Annotated in this window: 17 protein-coding genes; 6 read left to right on the forward strand and 11 right to left on the reverse strand. The window is 70.8% G+C overall.

The window, feature by feature from the left end; genetic code table 11:
* The first annotated feature begins 228 nt into the window (after positions 1–228).
* Entirely contained in the window at positions 229–786 is a 558-nt protein-coding gene (locus OO67_RS17925; RefSeq protein WP_033301503.1) for an RcpC/CpaB family pilus assembly protein, read from the forward strand.
* Positions 787–1,065: 279 nt separating this feature from the next.
* Here the strand turns inward: OO67_RS17925 and OO67_RS17930 are convergent, their stop codons facing one another.
* The 6 genes from OO67_RS17930 to OO67_RS17955 are packed head-to-tail and all read right to left on the reverse strand — an operon-like array spanning position 1,066 to position 6,529.
* Positions 1,066–1,293 carry a hypothetical protein gene (locus OO67_RS17930; RefSeq protein ID WP_033301506.1) on the reverse strand — a complete coding sequence of 76 codons (228 nt, stop codon included), beginning with the start codon at positions 1,291–1,293 and terminating at the stop codon, positions 1,066–1,068.
* A gap of 21 nt (positions 1,294–1,314) precedes the next feature.
* Positions 1,315–1,719 (reverse strand): hypothetical protein, encoded by a 405-nt coding sequence (locus OO67_RS17935; protein WP_033301508.1) that lies wholly within the window; start codon positions 1,717–1,719, stop codon positions 1,315–1,317.
* Positions 1,716–2,411, reverse strand: a complete 696-nt coding sequence (locus OO67_RS17940; protein ID WP_033301509.1) for a QcrA and Rieske domain-containing protein — start codon at positions 2,409–2,411, stop codon at positions 1,716–1,718. The genes OO67_RS17935 and OO67_RS17940 overlap by 4 nt, the downstream gene beginning before the upstream one ends.
* On the reverse strand, positions 2,408–3,010 hold the full coding sequence (locus OO67_RS17945) for a 4Fe-4S dicluster domain-containing protein (protein WP_033301511.1): 603 nt from the start codon (positions 3,008–3,010) through the stop codon (positions 2,408–2,410). Before OO67_RS17945 ends, OO67_RS17940 begins: the two co-directional genes overlap by 4 nt.
* A gap of 7 nt (positions 3,011–3,017) precedes the next feature.
* A complete protein-coding gene (locus OO67_RS17950; RefSeq protein WP_033301512.1) occupies positions 3,018–5,342 on the reverse strand; it encodes a molybdopterin oxidoreductase family protein in 2,325 nt (774 codons plus the stop codon).
* Positions 5,339–6,529, reverse strand: coding sequence for a hypothetical protein (locus OO67_RS17955; protein WP_033301759.1), 1,191 nt, complete (start codon positions 6,527–6,529; stop codon positions 5,339–5,341). Before OO67_RS17955 ends, OO67_RS17950 begins: the two co-directional genes overlap by 4 nt.
* Positions 6,530–6,698: 169 nt before the next feature.
* Between OO67_RS17955 and OO67_RS17960 the strand changes: the two genes are divergently transcribed.
* Together OO67_RS17960 and OO67_RS17965 are read left to right on the forward strand one after the other, a co-directional pair.
* Entirely contained in the window at positions 6,699–7,832 is a 1,134-nt protein-coding gene (locus OO67_RS17960) for a P1 family peptidase (RefSeq protein WP_033301513.1), read from the forward strand.
* Between the two features lie 154 nt (positions 7,833–7,986).
* Positions 7,987–8,733 (forward strand): DUF6227 family protein, encoded by a 747-nt coding sequence (locus tag OO67_RS17965; RefSeq protein ID WP_033301514.1) that lies wholly within the window; start codon positions 7,987–7,989, stop codon positions 8,731–8,733.
* Between the two features lie 94 nt (positions 8,734–8,827).
* Here OO67_RS17965 and OO67_RS17970 read toward each other — a convergent pair whose 3' ends face one another.
* Positions 8,828–10,399 (reverse strand): MFS transporter, encoded by a 1,572-nt coding sequence (locus OO67_RS17970; RefSeq protein ID WP_033301517.1) that lies wholly within the window; start codon positions 10,397–10,399, stop codon positions 8,828–8,830.
* A gap of 61 nt (positions 10,400–10,460) precedes the next feature.
* Between OO67_RS17970 and OO67_RS17975 the strand changes: the two genes are divergently transcribed.
* On the forward strand, positions 10,461–11,453 hold the full coding sequence (locus OO67_RS17975; protein ID WP_033301761.1) for a helix-turn-helix transcriptional regulator: 993 nt from the start codon (positions 10,461–10,463) through the stop codon (positions 11,451–11,453).
* Between the two features lie 111 nt (positions 11,454–11,564).
* On the opposite strand, the gene OO67_RS17980 is transcribed toward OO67_RS17975, so the two are convergent.
* On the reverse strand, positions 11,565–12,566 hold the full coding sequence (locus OO67_RS17980; protein WP_033301519.1) for a sigma-70 family RNA polymerase sigma factor: 1,002 nt from the start codon (positions 12,564–12,566) through the stop codon (positions 11,565–11,567).
* A 147-nt stretch (positions 12,567–12,713) separates the two neighbouring features.
* Between OO67_RS17980 and OO67_RS17985 the strand changes: the two genes are divergently transcribed.
* Positions 12,714–13,295, forward strand: coding sequence for a GNAT family N-acetyltransferase (locus OO67_RS17985; protein WP_033301521.1), 582 nt, complete (start codon positions 12,714–12,716; stop codon positions 13,293–13,295).
* Here the strand turns inward: OO67_RS17985 and OO67_RS17990 are convergent.
* Positions 13,243–14,025, reverse strand: a complete 783-nt coding sequence (locus OO67_RS17990) for a dioxygenase family protein (RefSeq protein WP_033301523.1) — start codon at positions 14,023–14,025, stop codon at positions 13,243–13,245. The genes OO67_RS17985 and OO67_RS17990 overlap by 53 nt on opposite strands.
* Positions 14,026–14,208: 183 nt before the next feature.
* Here OO67_RS17990 and OO67_RS17995 point away from each other — a divergent pair, with 183 nt between their 5' ends.
* Positions 14,209–14,721 carry a MarR family winged helix-turn-helix transcriptional regulator gene (locus tag OO67_RS17995; RefSeq protein ID WP_208861043.1) on the forward strand — a complete coding sequence of 171 codons (513 nt, stop codon included), beginning with the start codon at positions 14,209–14,211 and terminating at the stop codon, positions 14,719–14,721.
* Between the two features lie 132 nt (positions 14,722–14,853).
* On the opposite strand, the gene OO67_RS18000 is transcribed toward OO67_RS17995, so the two are convergent.
* Together OO67_RS18000 and OO67_RS18005 are read right to left on the reverse strand one after the other, a co-directional pair.
* Positions 14,854–16,374 carry an MFS transporter gene (locus OO67_RS18000; RefSeq protein ID WP_033301526.1) on the reverse strand — a complete coding sequence of 507 codons (1,521 nt, stop codon included), beginning with the start codon at positions 16,372–16,374 and terminating at the stop codon, positions 14,854–14,856.
* Between the two features lie 177 nt (positions 16,375–16,551).
* Positions 16,552–17,214 carry a TetR/AcrR family transcriptional regulator gene (locus OO67_RS18005; RefSeq protein WP_033301527.1) on the reverse strand — a complete coding sequence of 221 codons (663 nt, stop codon included), beginning with the start codon at positions 17,212–17,214 and terminating at the stop codon, positions 16,552–16,554.
* Positions 17,215–17,455: the final 241 nt, after the last annotated feature.

Consider the following 17,455-nt stretch of genomic DNA (forward strand, 5'->3'; position numbering starts at 1 on the left):
GTTGTCCACATCGTGTGGGCTGTCCACAGGGCCGGACGGGATCTCGGCGGAGGGTGGATCGTGAGGGGAGTCCGGCGGGGCATCCCGCGGGACTCCCCTCGCGCGTTCCCCAGCTCTTCGCCTCGCGTCCTCAGGCACTGCCCTGCCTGTCCGTGCGTCCCCTCACCGGGGTGCGCGGGGACGCGGGCGCCGATCTGCGGACCGCCCTCACGGCAGGTGGTGTTGGCCATGTCCCCCTCGGTGCCCGATACACATCCCGCGCCTCCCGCACCTCGCGGGGTCCCGTCCTTCGGGCCCCTGCGCGTGCGGGGCGGCGGTGGTCAGCGACTACGGCGGGCGCTGCGCTGCCGTCGCAGGGCGCTGGCAGCGGGGTTCGCACTGGCCTCCGCCGTGCTGGCCGTTTCGGGGCCGGGCGGTGGGAGAGGGGCCGCCGCCGCCGGGGACGCGCCACCGGGGCCTGAGCGGCGGGCCGTACGGCTGGTGTCCGCCCCGGTGCGGATCGCCGACGCGGCGACGGTCGGGCTGCTGCGACCCGGCGACCGCGTGGATGTGATCGCCGCAGTCGACGGTGACGCGGAGGCGAGAGTGGTGGCACGCGATGTACGGGTGGCGGAGATCCCGCGCGGTGCGGGCGGCGGGGAGGCTTCGCTCCCGGGGGCGGACGGCGGGCCGGGCCCGGGGAGTGGCGCCCTGGTGGTCCTGTCCGTGGAGCGGGACACCGCGGCTGCTCTGGCGGGTGCCGGTGCCTCGGGTCGGCTCGCGGTGGCGGTGTCCCATGCCGAATAGGACTGGCACCGCGTCAACTCACCCGTCGGAAGTACCCGACCGGACAGAGTGGGTCTCTGCCGCCGCATGCGGCGGGGCAGGTCGCTCCCCCCACGGCACGCACGGGGAAAGGCTCACATGTGAGCCAGAGCGAAGCCGCGCTGCAGGAGAGCGTGCGGAGACGCCGAAGACGAACGGGCTGGAAGTCAGCGGACCGGATGTTCTCGAGGAGACCCGGGACACTCCGGCCGCCCGGCAGGGACAGGCGCAGCCGGCCGGAATCGCCACCGCTCGACGACGTCAGCCGTGGTGGGGCGGCTTCTCGTCGAGGAAGCGCGCCAGATCGGCCGCGCCGCCACCGGCCGGAGCCCGCTCGCCCCACCCCCGGTCCGTATCGTCCGAGGACTGCTGGTCCAGCGGATCGTCGAAGATCAGAGCCGGCGGCTCGGGCCTGGGCTCCCGCGGCGGCCGCTGCTGCGGCTGCGTCGGCTTCGACTCTCGCGGTCCGGGGGCGGGGGCGGTACTCATGCCTCCAGGGTACGGCCGTGCTCAGCGGTCCTTCGGGTCGAGCAGCCACAGCCCCAGGACGACGAGGAACGACAGGCACAGAAAGCCGGCGCCCCACCAGGCGGTGCCCGTGTCACCCTCCATCCACACGTTGACGACCTCCGTCAGAGCCCACAGCTGGCCGATGACGACGCTCATCGCGAGCACCAGTCGGGCCGTCAGCTTCGCGGAGCGCTCGGGCTCCTGCTCCGAGCCCGCCCCGGGACCCGGACCGGTGTGCCGCACCCGAGGATCGGCGTAGCCGCTGGTGGGCCGGATCTGTGGATAGCGCTCGTGGACGGGCCGGTTCAGCTCGGCGCGCGCGCTGCCCGGGTGGTATTCGGGATACGCCGATCCGGAGGAGCGGGGCGGCCGCGGCGGCTCGACCGGGTCCAGGGGCTCGGTCATGACCGAACCCCCGTCGTCGTGGCGCCGGACGGGGCCGGCGCGGACGGCGCCTCGGCGCCGCCTCCGGTGCCGGGGCAGCCGATCCGCTCGGCGAGGTCCGGGCGGTCCTCGCCGAGCTGACGGCACAGACCCTCCTCGAGGCTCTCGCCGGAGCGGGTGGTGCCCACGGCCCAGATGCTGCCGTCCTCCAGCTCGGTCAGGGCCACCTTGGGCAGTCCGCGGGGTGGCGGGCCGGCCGTCACCTCGCCGGTGCGGGCGTCGAAGACCCCTTCGTGGCAGGGGCAGTACAGCTCGCCCTCCGCACCCCGGTCCTTGCGCCAGAGCACGGCGCAGGCCAGGTGGGTGCAGACGGCGGAGTAACCGACGAGGGTGCCGTCGTCCATCCTCACGGCGACCGCCCGGTCCTCGTCGCCCGGGTAGCGGAAGGCCAGGGACTCGCCGGGCAGCAGCTGTGCGGCGATCCGCTTCGGGGCCGGCGACTTCCCGTCCTCGGTCTCACCGTGCCGGTGGAGAATGCCGCCCGCCACCGCCAGACCGCCCACGGCGAGGCCACCCGAGACGGTGGCCACGATGCGGAGGTAGTCGCGGCGGGTGGTCAGCGAGTCGGCGGCGATCCTGTCGTGCAGCGCCTCACGGGGGTCGCTTCCGGAGCCGTGGTCGGGGCCCGGCTGCTGCTGTTCGGTGACGCTCATCGACGGACGTCCTTCCCGTTGATCTCGACGACGGGAAGTCCGCCGGGTACCGGCCACCGGACCCGCTCCGCGGGGACGACCATGGCCACTCCGGTGCGGACCTCGCTCTCGCCGAAGACGAAGGTGTCGGCGACCTGTACCCCGGGGCGTTCCGCCTGGAGCTCCTCGACGGTGCCGTAGTAGAGGGCACCGGTCGGGCAGACGGTGGCGCACATGGGGGCGAGCCCGTAGGCGGTGCGGTCGTAGCAGAGGTTGCACTTCAGCTGCAGCTTCGCCTGGAGGTCGATCTTCGGAACACCGAAGGGGCAGGCGTTGACGCAGTTCGCGCACCCGATGCAGCGGGTGGTGTCGGCCTGTTGCACGACGCCGTCGGCGGTGACCAGGATCGCGTCGGCCGGACAGACCTCGGCGCAGGGGGCCACCGGGTCCTCGCAGTGCATGCAGACGGTGGGAAGGGAGGCGACGGAGGACCCCTCGTCGGTGTAGTCGAGGTGGATCATCGACTTTCCGCGGTGGGAGTCGCACTCCCGGCAGGCGGAGACACAGGCCTGACAGCCGATGCAGCGCCCCGGGTCGATGAACATCGTTCTGCCCATCATCCGGGCATCAGCTCCTTTCCGAGGTGCCACGGCCCTGCGGGGCCGAGGGTGGCAGCGGGTCGGTGCGGGAGACCTGGGTCTCGGGGTAGGCGACATGGCCGGGGGCGACCGGGGGCGCGGGGACCTCGTCGATCGCTCCGGCGTGCTCGATGCGGCAGGCGCAGACCTTGTACTCGGGGATCTTGGAGCGGGGATCGAGGGCGTCGATGGTGAGGGCGTTGGCCGCTGTCGGAACGGGCCAGTGGTAGGGGATGAACACCGTGTCGGGCCGGATCGCCTCGGTCACCAGCGCGGGGAAGACCTCTCTGCCGCGGCGGGTGACGACACGGACGGGTTCGCCGTTGCGGAATCCGTGGGAGGGGTGGACCTCCGCCCAGGGCCGCGGAGTCTGCTCGACGAGGGCCCCCAGCCGGCGGGTCTGGTTACCGGAAAGGAAGTGGGCGACGGTGCGGCCGGTGGTCAGCGTCATCGGGTGCTCGTCGTCGTACGGGTCCGCCGGCGGATGCCACTCGACGACCTGCATGTGGATCTTGCCGTCGGCGTGGTAGGTCGTACCGTCCTCGAACAGCCGGGGTGTGCCGGGATGGTCGGTGGACGGGCAGGGCCAGGCGATCCCGCCGGTCTCCTCGAGCCGTTCGTAGGTGATCCCGGAGTAGTCGATGATCGTGCCCGCGGAAGCCCTGCGCAGCTCGTCGAAGACGTCGCGGGAGCTGGCGAAGGCGAATTTGTCCCCGGCTCCGAGACGGCGGGCGATCTCACACATCACCCAGGTGTCGGTCCGTACCCCGGACGGTGGTTCCTGCGCCTTGTTGTGCTTGACCACACGGGCCTCGGCGTTGGCCATCACCCCTTCGTCCTCCGCCCAGATGGTGACGGGGAAGACGACGTGCGCGTTGGCAGCGGTCTCGGAGAGGAAGAAGTCGAACTGCGCGTGGAATTCGGTGGTGTCGTACCCCTCCTTGACCACGGCGTAGTTGGGGAGGGAGACGAAGGGGTTGTTGCAGATGCCGATCAGGCCGCGGATCTCCTGGCGCTGCATCTGCCAGACCATTTCCATCATCGACGTACCGGCGGCCGGGAGTTCGGACTCCTCGATGCCCCAGATCTCGCAGATCTGCCGGCGGTGCTCCTCGTTGAGGATCGAGCGGCCTCCGGGGAGGAGGTCGGCCTTCTGGCCGTGTTCACGGCCTCCCTGCCCGTTCCCCTGCCCGGTGAGGGTGCCGTAGCCGGCGCCGGGTTTGCCGATGTGGCCGGTGGCGGCGCAGAGGTTGATCACGGTGAGGCAGTTCTCCACGCCCTGCGTGTGGTGTTCGATGCCCCGGGCGTGGAAGGCCATGGCCTTCGGCGCCCGGGCGAAGGCGCGGGCGACCTGGACGACCTGGTCCGCGGGGATGCCGCAGATCTCGGCCGCGCGGGACGGGGGGTACTGGGCGACGTTGGCCTTGACCTCCTCCCAGCCTGTGGTGTGGGCCGCGAGGTAGGCCTCGTCGGTGAGGCCCTCCTCGATGATCACGTGCAGCACGGCGTTGAAGAAGGCCGAGTCGGTGCCCGACTTGAGCGCTACGTGGATGTCGGCCGTGCGTGCGACCGCCGTCTCGCGCGGGTCGATCACGATCAGGGTGGCGCCACGGTCCCTGGCCCCCCAGACGTACTGCGTGAGCACGGGGAAGCACTCGCCGACGTTGGCTCCGGCCAGCAGGAGGCAGTCGGTGAGCAGGATGTCGGAGAAGGGGTTGCCCGCCCGGTCGATGTTGAACGCGAGCTTGTTGGCTCCGGCGGCGCTGACCATGCAGAGCCGGCCGTTGTAGTCGACGTGCCTGGTCTTCAGCGCCACCCGGGCGAACTTGCCGACCAGGTACGTCTTCTCGGAGAAGAGGCTGGCCCCGCCCAGCACTCCGAAGGCGTCGCGGCCGTGGTCCCGCTGGATGCGCTTGATCTCGGAGACGGTGTAGTCGAGCGCCTCGTCCCAGGAGACCTCCCGCAGTTCCTCGTCGCGGGAGCGGCGCATGAGGGGGGCGGTGAGCCGGTCCGGGTGGTTGACCTGCTGGTAGGCGTTGATGCCCTTGGGGCAGAGTCGCATGCGGTTGATGTCGTGGTTGCGGGGCTCCACTCCGAAGACCTTGCCCCCGCGGTCCACGCGCAGGTACATCCCGCACTGGACCCCGCAGAAGCAGCAGTGGGTGGGGACGAGCGTCTCGCCGTTCTGGTCGGCGTGCCACTTGTCGGCCGGGATGCCGCCCGCGTCGCGGAAGCCACGGGTGCCCGGCGGGGCGAGGGAGGGATCGAGGGGGACGGCCGTACGGCCGTCTGCTGCGCTTGGATCCGCGGTCACTTGAAACCCTTCTTGACCTGGGTGAGATAGGCGTTGCCCCGCAGGACCCGCTTGCAGCGCGGGCAGTACTCGGTCCATTCGTCGAAGCCGAGTTCGAGGTCGCGCATGGTGCCGCGCAGGTTCTCGACGTACGGGCCGGTGTCGATGGCTTCGCCGCAGCGGCGGCACGGGAACACCTGGTCGTCCTGTCGCCCGGTGTACTTGAAGAGCTGCATGCCGACCGCCGCCGGGCGCTGCACGATGTGGAAGAACTTCCCGAACGGGATGTAGATGAGGGTGAAGACCACCGACACCATGTGGAGGATGGCCAGGAACTCGTAGCCTCCGCCGTGCAGGAAGATCGACGAGAACGTGAGCAGGAGGCCGGTCACGGAGATGACGATCAGGGCGAGCAGCGGCACCATGTCGTAGGCGAACCGCTGTCCGGTGATGGCCCCGCGGTCCTTCATCCGGCGCCAGAGGAAGTACGACGCGCCGGGAATGACCAGCACCGCGGCGATGTCCAGGCCGTGGAACATCAGCCAGCCGAGGAAGTTCAGCGAGTCGAAACCGATGATCTTGAGGCCCCAGATGCGCATCTCGTAGCCGGGGCCCGAGCCGCTGCCGGAGGTGAAGGTGAACCAGCCCCAGGTCAGCGGGAAGGTGATCAGCGCGGCGAGGATGCAGCCCCAGAAGATCAGCTGGTGGGCGGCCCAGCGGGCGTGGGAACGGGCGCCGAGGAATTTCTGGAAGCCCAGATACGTCGCGGTCATCTTCGGCAGGGCCGTGGGCGCCTTGCGGAAGTTCTCCTTCGAGAACAGGCTCCGCCAGCCGTTCTTGAAGAGCCGTAGGGCGCCGGGGGCCGAGACCCAGACCGTGTAGCGGTAGGCGACGCCGAACGCGAGGAAGACGGTGGCGACGGCATAGGGGAGCAGCGCCGAGTCGAAGTCGTGCAGCAGGCGGCTGCCGAAGACGATCGCGAGGACGAGCAGGCCGGAGACGACGGCGCCGGCCAGGGTCGCGCGGCCGGAGACGGATCGGGGGAGGCGCCGGGCGGCCCTCGCGAAGGCGGAGACCCCGGTTCCGGAGGGCCCGGTTCCGGAACCGGGCCCCGGGCCGTGTCGCCGGCCGTCCTTCCCGCCGGACGTGCCTGTGCGGGCACCGGAATCTGACTGCTCGGCTGCGGCGGGTTCTGGTGGCTCGGTCACCGGGCCACCGTAGGTCCGCAACAGGCGTTCGGTCCCGTTATGTACCCCGATGGTGTGGTCGCGTCGCCCAGGTGGCCCGCGCACCGGCGGGTGCGCGCACGCCTCCGCTCCCCCGGCCGTCACCTGTACGTTCGCCGGTACACGGCACCGCACCCACGAGGAGCTCGTCATGACCGAGGAACTGCCCGGCCCGGGCCCGCTGGACGCGCTGACGGACGTGGCCGGGATCCGCGTCGGGCATGCCCGGGTGCCGGGTGACGACGCGTTGAGCGGGACCACCGTCGTCCTCGCCCCCGAGGGCGGGGCGACGGCGGCCGTCGACGTACGCGGGGGCGGCCCCGGCACCAGGGAGACCGACGCCCTCGATCCGCGCAATCTGGTGCAGCGGATCGACGCCGTCGTGCTGACCGGCGGCAGCGCGTACGGGCTCGACGCCGCTTCCGGCGTGATGGCCTGGCTCGAGGAGCAGGGGCGGGGTGTCCGTGTCGGCCCGGACCCCTCCCAGGTGGTCCCGGTGGTGCCTGCGGCCTGCCTCTTCGATCTGGGCCGCGGCGGGGGGTGGAGGGCCCGCCCCGACGCCTCGACCGGGCGTGCCGCCGTGGAGGCCGCCGCCGCTTCCGGGCCGGGCGCGCGGGTCCCCGAAGGCTCGGTGGGCGCCGGTACGGGAGCCGTGGCCGGACAGGTCAAGGGCGGCGTCGGCACGGCCAGTGTGCGGCTGGCCTCCGGGACCACGGTCGCCGCGCTGGCTGTCGTCAACGCGGCGGGTTCCGTCGTCGATCCGCGGACCGGGGTGCTGTACGGGGAGTACGGCTCGGGGGAGCCGCCCGTGCACCCGGCACCCTCGGTGCACGAAGCCGCGCGCCGGCGGCTGGCGGAGATCCGGGACGCGGCCCGGGGAGACGGCGCGGAGGGGGACGGCGGACCGGCGGACGGCTCACCGCCGGACCGCTCCCGTGCGAACGGCCCCCGGGGGAGCGGCGTCTTCAACACCACGATCGCCGTCGTGGCCACCGACGCCGCCCTCTCCCGTGCCCAGGCGCAGAAGCTCGCAGGCACGGCGCACGACGGGCTGGCGCGCGCCGTCCGGCCGGTCCACCTGCTGACCGACGGGGACACCGTCTTCGCCCTCTCCACCGGCCGGCTGCCGCTGCCCCCGGAGCCCACCGCAGCACTCAACGACATCCTGGCGGCGGCGGCGGACGCCCTGACCCGGGCCATCGTGAAGGCCGTCAGGGCGGCCCGGGGTGCCGACGGTCCCGGAGGCACGTTCCCCTCGTACAGCGAGCTCTACGGCACATCGTGAACAGGCCGGGAACCTCTTGCGTGCCATCCCGAACAGGCCGGGAACTTTCCACGTGCGCGGTACGTTTTTCGCGAACCCCGGTCACGATGTCAGACCCAGGGACTACGTTATGCACGCATCGGGTAACACGCGGCGACGGCCTGGAGACAGCACCTTGAGCGATCCGTACGAGACAACCGAGCAGCACCTCGAGCGACTCCTGCGATGCGCCCTCAACTCCTTCGAACTGTCCGACACCACGGTCGACCGGCTCGGGACGGCGCTGGCGCACAGCAGCGCCCTGCATTCGTCCCACCACAGCGCCGTCCTGCACCGCGAGACCTATCGGCACACCTACCTGCTCTCCGACGGCACCACGGTCACCCTGTGGGAGCTGGTGCACGGCGGCGGCAGGGACATCCCCGCCCCGCGCCGCCACGAGCTGTACGACGACGAGGGCGACGCGCAGGTCGCCGCCGCGCGCCTGGCCGGCAGCTTCTGGGACACCCCAGCCCTCGGTGACGAGGGCCTCCGGGAGGACGTGGAGGCGTTCACCCTGCTCATGAGCGTCCCCCCGGCTCCCCTGCCCCGCATGTACGCCCCGGACAATTCCGCGGACCACGCCCGCCGCGTCCTGCGCCGCGCGGAGAACGGCGACCGTCCCGGCATCGGGACGGCCGGACTGCTCCGGGCTGCCTTCGCCCACCACATCACCCAGGTCTTCGGCCGCCAGTACCGCGTCGACGGACGGGATGCCGGTTTCACGCTCTACGAGCACGCCTTCCTCCTCCTGGACGGCAGCGAGACCAGCCTCTGGGAGGTCGAGCACACGGCCACACCCGACGGCCGCCACATGTGCGAGGTGTACGACGACGAGCAGGCCGCGCGCCTGGCCATGGAGAACCGCACCCGGATCTGCTGACCGGCCTGGCCGCCGTACGGGGACCGCCCGGCCGCCAGCTCGCCGGGCGCCAGCTCGTCGGGCGCCAGCTCGCCGGGCGCCAGCTCGTCGGCCCTCAGCTCGTCAGCGCGGGTTCCTGCGGGAGCGCATCGCCCTGGGCGCGCGCGGGGTCCATGTCGTCCCCGCCGGCCTCCAGATGCACCTTGGGCCTGGCCGGCAGGGCGAACATCACGAGGAAGATCACCGCGAGCACCCCGGCCACCCACCACAGCGACTGCTGGAAGGCGTCCGCGAACGCCGCACCCACCGCTTCCGGCGGCAGCCGGTCACCGATCGAGCCGAAGAAGACGACCGAGACGAGGCCGAGCCCCAGCGCCGTGCCCATCTGCTGCACGGTGTTGATGAGCCCGGACGCCGATCCGGAGTGCTCCCTCGGCACGCCCGAGAGCACCGCGTCCGTCAGCGGAGCGACGATCAGCCCCATGCCCACGCCCATGACCACCAGCGGAAGCGCCATCTGCCAGGGGGTGATGGCGAGCCCGTACTGTCCGGCCTCCCAGATGTAGAGCAGCAGTCCGGTGATCATCAACAGCGCGCCCGCCTGCAGCACCTTGCGGCCGAAGCGAGGCACGAGTTTCTGCACGGAGACACCTGCGGCGCCCGATACGGCGATCGAGAACGGGATGCCCGTCGAGCCGGCCTTCAGGGCGCTCCAGCCCAGCCCCATCTGCATGTAGAGCGTCCAGACCAGGAAGAAGATGCCGAGAGCGATACCGAAGGTCAGCTGCACGGCGGTGCCCGCGGCGAAGCTCTTCGAGCGGAACAGCGACAGCTCGATGAGCGGCGAGCCGTCCCGGTCCGCCTTCCGTCGCTCGAAGGCGACGAGTGCCGCGAAGACCAGGAGACTGGCGGCCATCGACACGTGCCCCCACAGCGGCCAGCCCAGCTCGCGTCCCCGGGTCAGCGGGTAGAGCAGCATGAGGAGGCCGAGAGTCACCAGGGCCACACCTGTCAGGTCCAGGCGGAGTGCCTTCGGTGCCTTGGACTCGCTGATGAACTTCCTGCCGAGCACCAGTCCCGCGATGCCGACCGGCAGGTTGATCAGGAAGATGGGCCGCCACTCGAGACCGAAGAGGTTCCATTCGGTGAGCAGGGCACCCAGCAGGGGCCCGGACACCGCTCCGAGCCCCACGATCGCGCCGAACAGCCCGAAGACCTTGCCTCGTTCGTGCGCCGGGAAGGTGGCATGCACGATCGAAAGCACCTGCGGCACCATCAGTGCGGCCATGCCGCCCTGCAGGATGCGCGAGGCAACCAGCATCTCCGGATTCACGGCGAAGCCGCAGAGGGCGGAGGCGATCGTGAAGCCGCCGATGCCTATGAGGAAGATCCGCTTGCGGCCGTGGATGTCACCGAGCCGGCCGCCCGTGATCAGACCGGCCGCGAAGGCCAGTGCGTATCCGGCGGTGATCCACTGGATCGAGGTGAACGAGGCGTGCATGTCCCGCGTGATGCTCGGGATGGCGATGTTGACGATCGTGACATCGACCAGGTCCATGAAGGCCGCGGTCATCACGATCGCGAGGGCGAACCAGCGGCGCCGGTCCGCCGGGTCCTGCGACGCAGCCGGCCCCGTCGGCGCCGTGCGGGCGGCTGCCGTGGCCGGCAGAGATTCGGAAGAAGTCATGGAAGAAAGCTAGGGGCCCATCAGGTCAGGTTATGACCTGATGGACGGGCATCCTGTCCCCATGACCGACACCCCGGCACGACTGCTGAAACTGCTGTCGCTCCTCCAGACACCGCGTGAGTGGCCGGGCAGCGAACTCGCCGGCCGGCTGGAGGTCAGCCCGCGCACCATCCGCCGCGACATCGACCGGCTCCGCGACCTCGGGTATCCGGTCGAGGCGTCGCGCGGTTCGGTCGGCGGCTACCGTCTGGTCGCGGGCGCCGCGATGCCGCCGCTCCTGCTGGACGACGAGGAGGCGGTGGCCATCGCGGTGGGGCTGCGGGCCGGAGCCGGGCATGCCATCGAGGGCGTCGACGAGGCGTCCGTACGGGCCCTGGCGAAGCTGGAGCAGGTCCTCCCGTCACGGCTGCGGCACAGGGTCTCGTCCCTGCAGAACGCCACGGTGCCCCTCACCCGCGGCGACGGTGCGACCATCGATCCGCGGACGCTCACGGTGATCGCGTCGGCGGTCACCGCGCGCGAACGGCTGCGCTTCGGCTACCGGGCGGGGGACGGTGCCGCGTCGAAGCGGCAGGCCGAGCCGTACCGGCTGGTGAGCACGGGCAGCCGCTGGTATCTCGTCGCGTACGACCTGGGCCGCGAGGACTGGCGCACCTTCCGGGTGGACCGGGTGAGTGAGCCCTTCGCCACCGGCGCCCGCTTCACCCCGCGCGAGCTGCCTGCCGGGAGCGAGAGCGGCGCGGAACTCCTCTCCAGGTCGAGGTCCCGCGCCCAGCCGGAGCTGCACATCGATGTGACGTTCGAGGCGTCGGCCGACTTCGTGGCCTCCCGGCTGCCCGCGGAGCTCGGCGCGCTGGAGCCGGGCGGCGCACACAGCTGCCGACTCCGCACGAGCTCCCACAGTTCGCTGGAATGGGTGGCCCTGCGGCTCGCGCTGGTGGAGTGCGCGTTCGAGGCGCACGGCCCGCCGGAGCTGGTGGAGCGCCTCGGAGTCCTGGGCGCGCGCCTTTCCCGGGCGGCATCGGTCGGGCCGCGGCGGGCCGGACATGGATGAGCCCCGGCGCCGGGGGGGGTGGGCGCCGGGACTCAGCTCAGGGGACCGGCAAGGAGACCGGTCGTCGGGCCGGTGCGAACCGGCTTGATGGGGAGATTACGGGTTAATGGCTCACGCCGCAGCGTCAAAGCCCGTGTCGTGAGCCATTCGCTTCAATTCGAGCAACGCGTGCTTCTCGATCTGGCGGATCCGCTCGCGTGTCAGACCGTGCTGCTTGCCCACCTCGGTGAGGGTCCGCTCGCGGCCGTCCTCGATCCCGTAACGCATCTTGATGATGGAGGCGGTGCGGTTGTCGAGCTTGCCGATCAGGTCCTCGAGCTCCTCGCTGCGCAGCAGCGTCATCACGGACTGCTCGGGCGACACGGCGGAGGTGTCCTCCAGCAGGTCCCCGAACTGCGTGTCGCCGTCGTCGTCCACGGACATGTTCAGGCTGACCGGGTCACGGGCCCAGTCCAGGACGTTGCCGACGCGCTCGCTGTTGGAGTCGAGCTCGGCGGCGATCTCCGCGTGGTCGGGATCACGCCCGTGCTCACGGTTGAACTCGCGCTGCACGCGCCGGATCCTGCCGAGCTCTTCGACGAGGTGCACGGGGAGGCGGATCGTGCGGGACTGGTCGGCGATGGAGCGGGTGATGGCCTGCCGGATCCACCACGTCGCGTACGTCGAGAACTTGAAGCCCTTGGCGTAGTCGAACTTCTCGACGGCGCGCACCAGGCCCGCGTTCCCCTCCTGGATCAGGTCGAGCAGGGGCAGGCCCGCCCGCGGGTAGCGCCTGGCCACGGCAACGACGAGCCGGAGGTTGGAGCGGATAAACACGTCCTTGGCGCGCTCGCTCTCGGCGACCAGCGCCTCGAGCTCCTCGCGCTTCGCTCCGCCGGCCTCGCTCTCCACCACGCCGTCGAGGATCTGCTGGGCGAAGACGCCCGCCTCGATCGTCTGGGAGAGCTCGACCTCCTTGGCGGCGTCGAGCAGCGGTGTGCGAGCGATCTCGTCCAGGTACATGCCGACCAGGTCGCGATCGGCGATCTCCCCGCCCACGGCGCGAACACTGCTTGCCCGGTCGGTCCCGCCGGTGCTGGCGGACGAACGACGGGCGACGGCACGGGTTGCCATGCGTGCTCCCTTGCTGAGTAGGTCGCGACACCCTCCCGGGTGCCCTGCATCCGATGGAAACAACGACTGGAATCCGGACAGAATTCCCACGACGTCCATTCACTTTCGAGATCATGCAGTACCCTGTCGGCCCCCAGGGGAGGACAGATGCCGCAGATACCCACAGACGTGCAGGTCAAGCCGGGCGTGGAAGCCGACCTGCAGGCCCTCACGGACATCTACAACCATTACGTCCGTGAGACCGCGCTCACATTCGACACGGCCGCCTTCACTCCGGAGGAGCGTCTGCCCTGGTTGCGCTCCCACCCGGAAGACGGTCCCCACAGACTGCTGGTTGCTCTGGATCCGGATACCCGGCACAACGCGCCGCATGTCCTCGGTTATGCCACCAGCAGCCCGTACCGCCCGAAGGCGGCGTACGGCACCTCGGTCGAGGTGAGCGTGTACCTCGACCCCGGCGCCACGGGGCGCGGGGTCGGCACCCAGCTCTACAGAGCGCTGTTCGAGGCCCTGGCGGACGAGGACGTGCACCGCGCCTACGCCGCGATCGCACAGCCGAACGAGCCGTCGGTCCGGCTGCACGAGGCCTTCGGCTTCCGCCATGTCGGCACCTACACCGAGGTGGGCCGGAAGTTCAGCCGGTACTGGGACGTGTCCTGGTACGAGAGGCCGCTGCTCAGCCGAACTGCACCGAGCGCTTCGCCAGACCCATCCAGAAGCCGTCGATGACGCTGCGCCCCTGACCGAGCTCCCCCTCGGCCGCCCCGAGCGTGACGAACAGCGGCGCGAAGTGCTCGGTGCGGGGATGGGCCAGCCTGCCCGCCGGTGAGGCGTGCTCGAAGTCCAGCAGGGAGTCGACGTCCTGCTCCTGGAGCGCGCGGTGCCCCCAGTCGTCGAACTCCGCCGACCATCCGGGGGTGCCGCCGCCGGCGTGCCGCAGCGCCGCCAGGTTGTGCGTGAAGAAGCCGCTCCCGACGATGAGCACCCCCTCGTCACGCAGCGGGGCCAGCTTGCGCCCGATGGCCATCAGCCTCTGCGGGTCGAGCGTCGGCATGGAGATCTGGAGGACAGGGATGTCGGCGGCCGGGAACATCTCGACCAGCGGCACGTACGCCCCGTGGTCGAGACCGCGCGTGGGGATGTCCTGGACCGGGGTACCGGCGCCGCGCAGCAGCTTGCGGACGTCGTCCGCGAGCTTCGGGGCCCCCGGGGCGGCGTACCGCACCTGGTAGTAGTGCGGGGGAAAGCCCCAGAAGTCGTAGACCAGCGGCACGGGCTCGGTGGCACCGAGGGCGAGCGGGGCCTCCTCCCAGTGCGCGGAGACCATCAGGATCGCCTTGGGGCGCGGCAGCCCCGCCGACCAGGCGGCGAGCTCCCCGGGCCAGACCGGATCGTCGGCGAGCGGTGGGGCACCGTGGGACAGGTAGAGGGCGGGCATGCGTTCCGCGGTGGTTGTCATGACACTCCCATTCCTCTGCCGATCAAGGTATGTGTGTTCTCTACAGGTACCGGGAACGGGCAACTGCGCAAGCACCGGGGATTCGGCAGATCGGCTCTACGGGACCAAGTCTTTGAATCTTCAAGTTCCAACTACCAGAGACCTTAGCTCTATCTAGTTCAACTTTCAAGAAAAGGTCGTACAGTGGAGTACATGACCACGGCATCCCCCGGCGGGCCCCGGTGGCTCACGGACGAAGAACAGGGCGTGTGGCGCGCCTACCTCCACGCCACCACGCTCATGGAGGACCACCTCGACCGCCAGTTGCAGCGCGATGCCGGCATGCCGCACATCTACTACGGACTGCTCGTCCACCTCTCCCAGGCCCCCCGGCGACGTAAGCGCATGACGGAGCTGGCCAAGGACGCCAAGATCACCCGCTCCCGCCTCTCCCACGCCGTCGCCCGGCTGGAGAAGAACGGCTGGGTGCGCCGCGAGGACTGCGCCTCCGACAAGCGCGGCCAGAACGCGGTCCTCACCGACGAGGGTTACGACATGCTGGCGCGGTCAGCGCCGGGACACGTCGAAGCCGTGCGCCAGGCGATGTTCGACCGGCTCAGCCCCCAGCAGGTGGAGAGCCTCGGCGAGATCATGCACGTCATCGCCACCGGCCTGCAGCCGGAGGGCACGGACGCGGATCTGCCCTGGCTCCGCTGAGCGGACGCGGATCTGCCCTGGCTCCGCTGAGCGGAGCCAGGGCAGACATGCCGGGCCGGCACCGAAAGCCGTCAGGCGTCACGCCGGGCGGCTCGGCGCCGGACCGGCTGCCCGGTCCGGCGCCCCGCCCGGTCAGTGCGCGACGACCGGGATCCTGAACTCGTCCTCGACGCCGTCCGCCGGCTCCCCCGAGCCGTCGACCGCACCGGAACCCGGACGTCCGGTGTTGATCAGGACCACCGCGATCGCCGAAGCGGCGACCAGGATGCCGACCGCCCACCAGATGGCGGCGGCGAATCCGGCGACCATGGCCTGGAGCTCGAGCAGCTTCGGGTCGCTCGCACCGGCGGCGTGATCGGCGATGTACGCGGTGGTGGCGCCCGCGGCGATCGTGTTGAGCAGCGCCGTACCGATGGCGCCGCCGACCTGCTGCGAGGTGTTCACCATCGCGGAGGCCACACCCGCGTCACGCGGCTCGATGCCGTGCGTGGCCAGCGACATGGCCGGCATGAACGCCGTACCCATACCCAGGCCGAGCAGCAGCTGGCCCGGCAGGATGACGGCCGCGTAGGACGTGTTGATGTCCAGCTGGGTCAGCAGCAGCATGCCGACCGCCGCCACCAGGAAGCCCGGGCCCATCAGCAGCCGCGGCGGGACGCGGGTCATCAGCCGGGTCCCGATCTGCGTGGATCCGACGATCATGCCCACGATCATCGGCATGAAGGCGAAGCCGGTCTTGACCGGTGTGTAGCCCTTGACCACCTGCAGGTAGTACGTCAGGAAGAGGAAGAGCCCGAACATCGCGATGATGGCGAGACCCAGCGAGAGGTAGACGCCCCCACGGTTGCGCTCCATCAGGACGCGCAGCGGAAGCAGCGGCGACCTCACGCGCGACTCGGTGACCACGAAGGCCAGGAGCAGCACCGCGGCCGCGAAGAACATGCCGATGGTCAGCGCGTCCGACCATCCGGCCGACTCCGCGCGGGTGAAGCCGTAGACAAGCGCGACCAGGCCCAGCGTGGACAGGACGACGCCGGGGATGTCGAGCGGCGAGCGGTTGCGGCCGCCGGCCGGCTCACGGATGACGAAGTAGGCACCGGCGGCGGCGACGATCGCGAACGGGATGTTGACGAAGAAGGTCCAGCGCCAGTTCAGGTACTCGGTGAGGAACCCGCCCAGAATGAGGCCGACGGCGCCACCGCCACCGGCGATCGCTCCGTAGATGCCGAAGGCCTTGGCTCGCTCCTTCGCGTCCGTGAACATCACCGCGAGCAGGGAAAGGGCCGCCGGCGCGAGCAGTGCTCCGAAGACACCCTGCAGGGCACGGGAGCCGAACATCATCGCTTCGTTCTGCGCCGCACCGCCGAGCGCGGAGGCCGCGGCGAAGCCGAGCAGACCCACGACGAAGGTGCGCTTGCGGCCCCAGAGGTCGGAGATGCGTCCGCCGAAGAGCAGGAGCCCGCCGAACGCCAGGGCGTAGGCGGTGATGACCCACTGCTTGTTGCCCTCGGAAATGCCCAGGTCGGTCTGGGCGGAGGGCAGGGCGATGTTCACGATGGTCGCGTCGAGCACGACCATCAGCTGGGCGAGGGCGATGAAGCTCAGCGCTTTCCAGCGGCTGGGATCCGGAAGGGTGCCGGCTGTTTTCGACATGGGAGTAGCCACCTAAGGACATGAAGGATCACGACGTGAACGGGCCGCGAACGGGCGCGCGTACGACATCGGAAAAGGGCGGGCGGTACCGAGGGCCGGGCCTGGCTTCAGGTCCGGCCCTGCTTCAGGGCTGGTGCTGGGCGGAAGTCTGTGGGTCGGTTCTCCGGTGCGCGGGCGTCAGCGTCCGCCGCGCAGGTCCTCCAAGGTCGCCGCCGATCCGGGCAGTTCCGACCGGGCCGGGGATTGCAGCCCGTCCAGGAAGAGCTGCAGATGGCGGTGGGTGAACCGGTCTATCTCCAGGCAGGCGATGCCGGGCAGGGGCCGGGTGAGCTGGGAGAGGGCGACGAGTACGTCACCGACGGCGATGTCGGTGCGCAGCCTCCCCGCGGACATGGCACGCTCCACGAGCCCTTCGACGGCCTCTTCGAGGCGCCGGCGCTCGGTGAGCAGTTCGGGATGGTCGCTGTCGAAGCCGCCGGACAGCATCGGGCACAGGGCCCCGATCCGTTCGTCGGCCGCCGCGTGGACGAAGCGGCTGAGCGCGGCGAAGGGGTCGGACTCGGCCGCGACCGCCTCCTCCAGCCGGTCGGTGGTGCGGGAGGTGACGGCGAGGACGACCTCATGGACCAGAGCCGCCCGGTCGGGGAAGTTCCGGTAGAGCGTGGCGTTGCCGACTCCGGCCCTGCGCGCGACCTCGTCGAGCGGCACATCCGGCCCGAACTCGACGAACATCTCACGCGCGGCCGTCACGATCCGCTCCCGGTTGCGCAGCGCGTCGGCCCGCGGACGGGACGCACGGCGCTGTGCCGCGCAGGTGGCGGTTCCGGCGACGGACTCCACGGCTACGACCCTCTCCTCTGGTGTTCGGGCGGCTCTCCGGCGAACCGGGGAACGTGTCCCCGTTTCGTGGGAACACAAGTACAAACGGGGAGAGGATCCCCGGTTATTTCCCGCACCCCTGTGACCTGGAACACATGCCGCATGCGGCCGAAAACCCCTCCATCGGCGCACCCAGCGAGCGGTCCCCCACGACCCGGCAGAGGCTGATCGCCAGAGCGCAGTCGGAGCCGGCCGGCTGCCG

Origin of the sequence: Streptomyces atroolivaceus, assembly GCF_000717025.1 — a bacterium.
Classification (GTDB): domain Bacteria; phylum Actinomycetota; class Actinomycetes; order Streptomycetales; family Streptomycetaceae; genus Streptomyces; species Streptomyces atroolivaceus.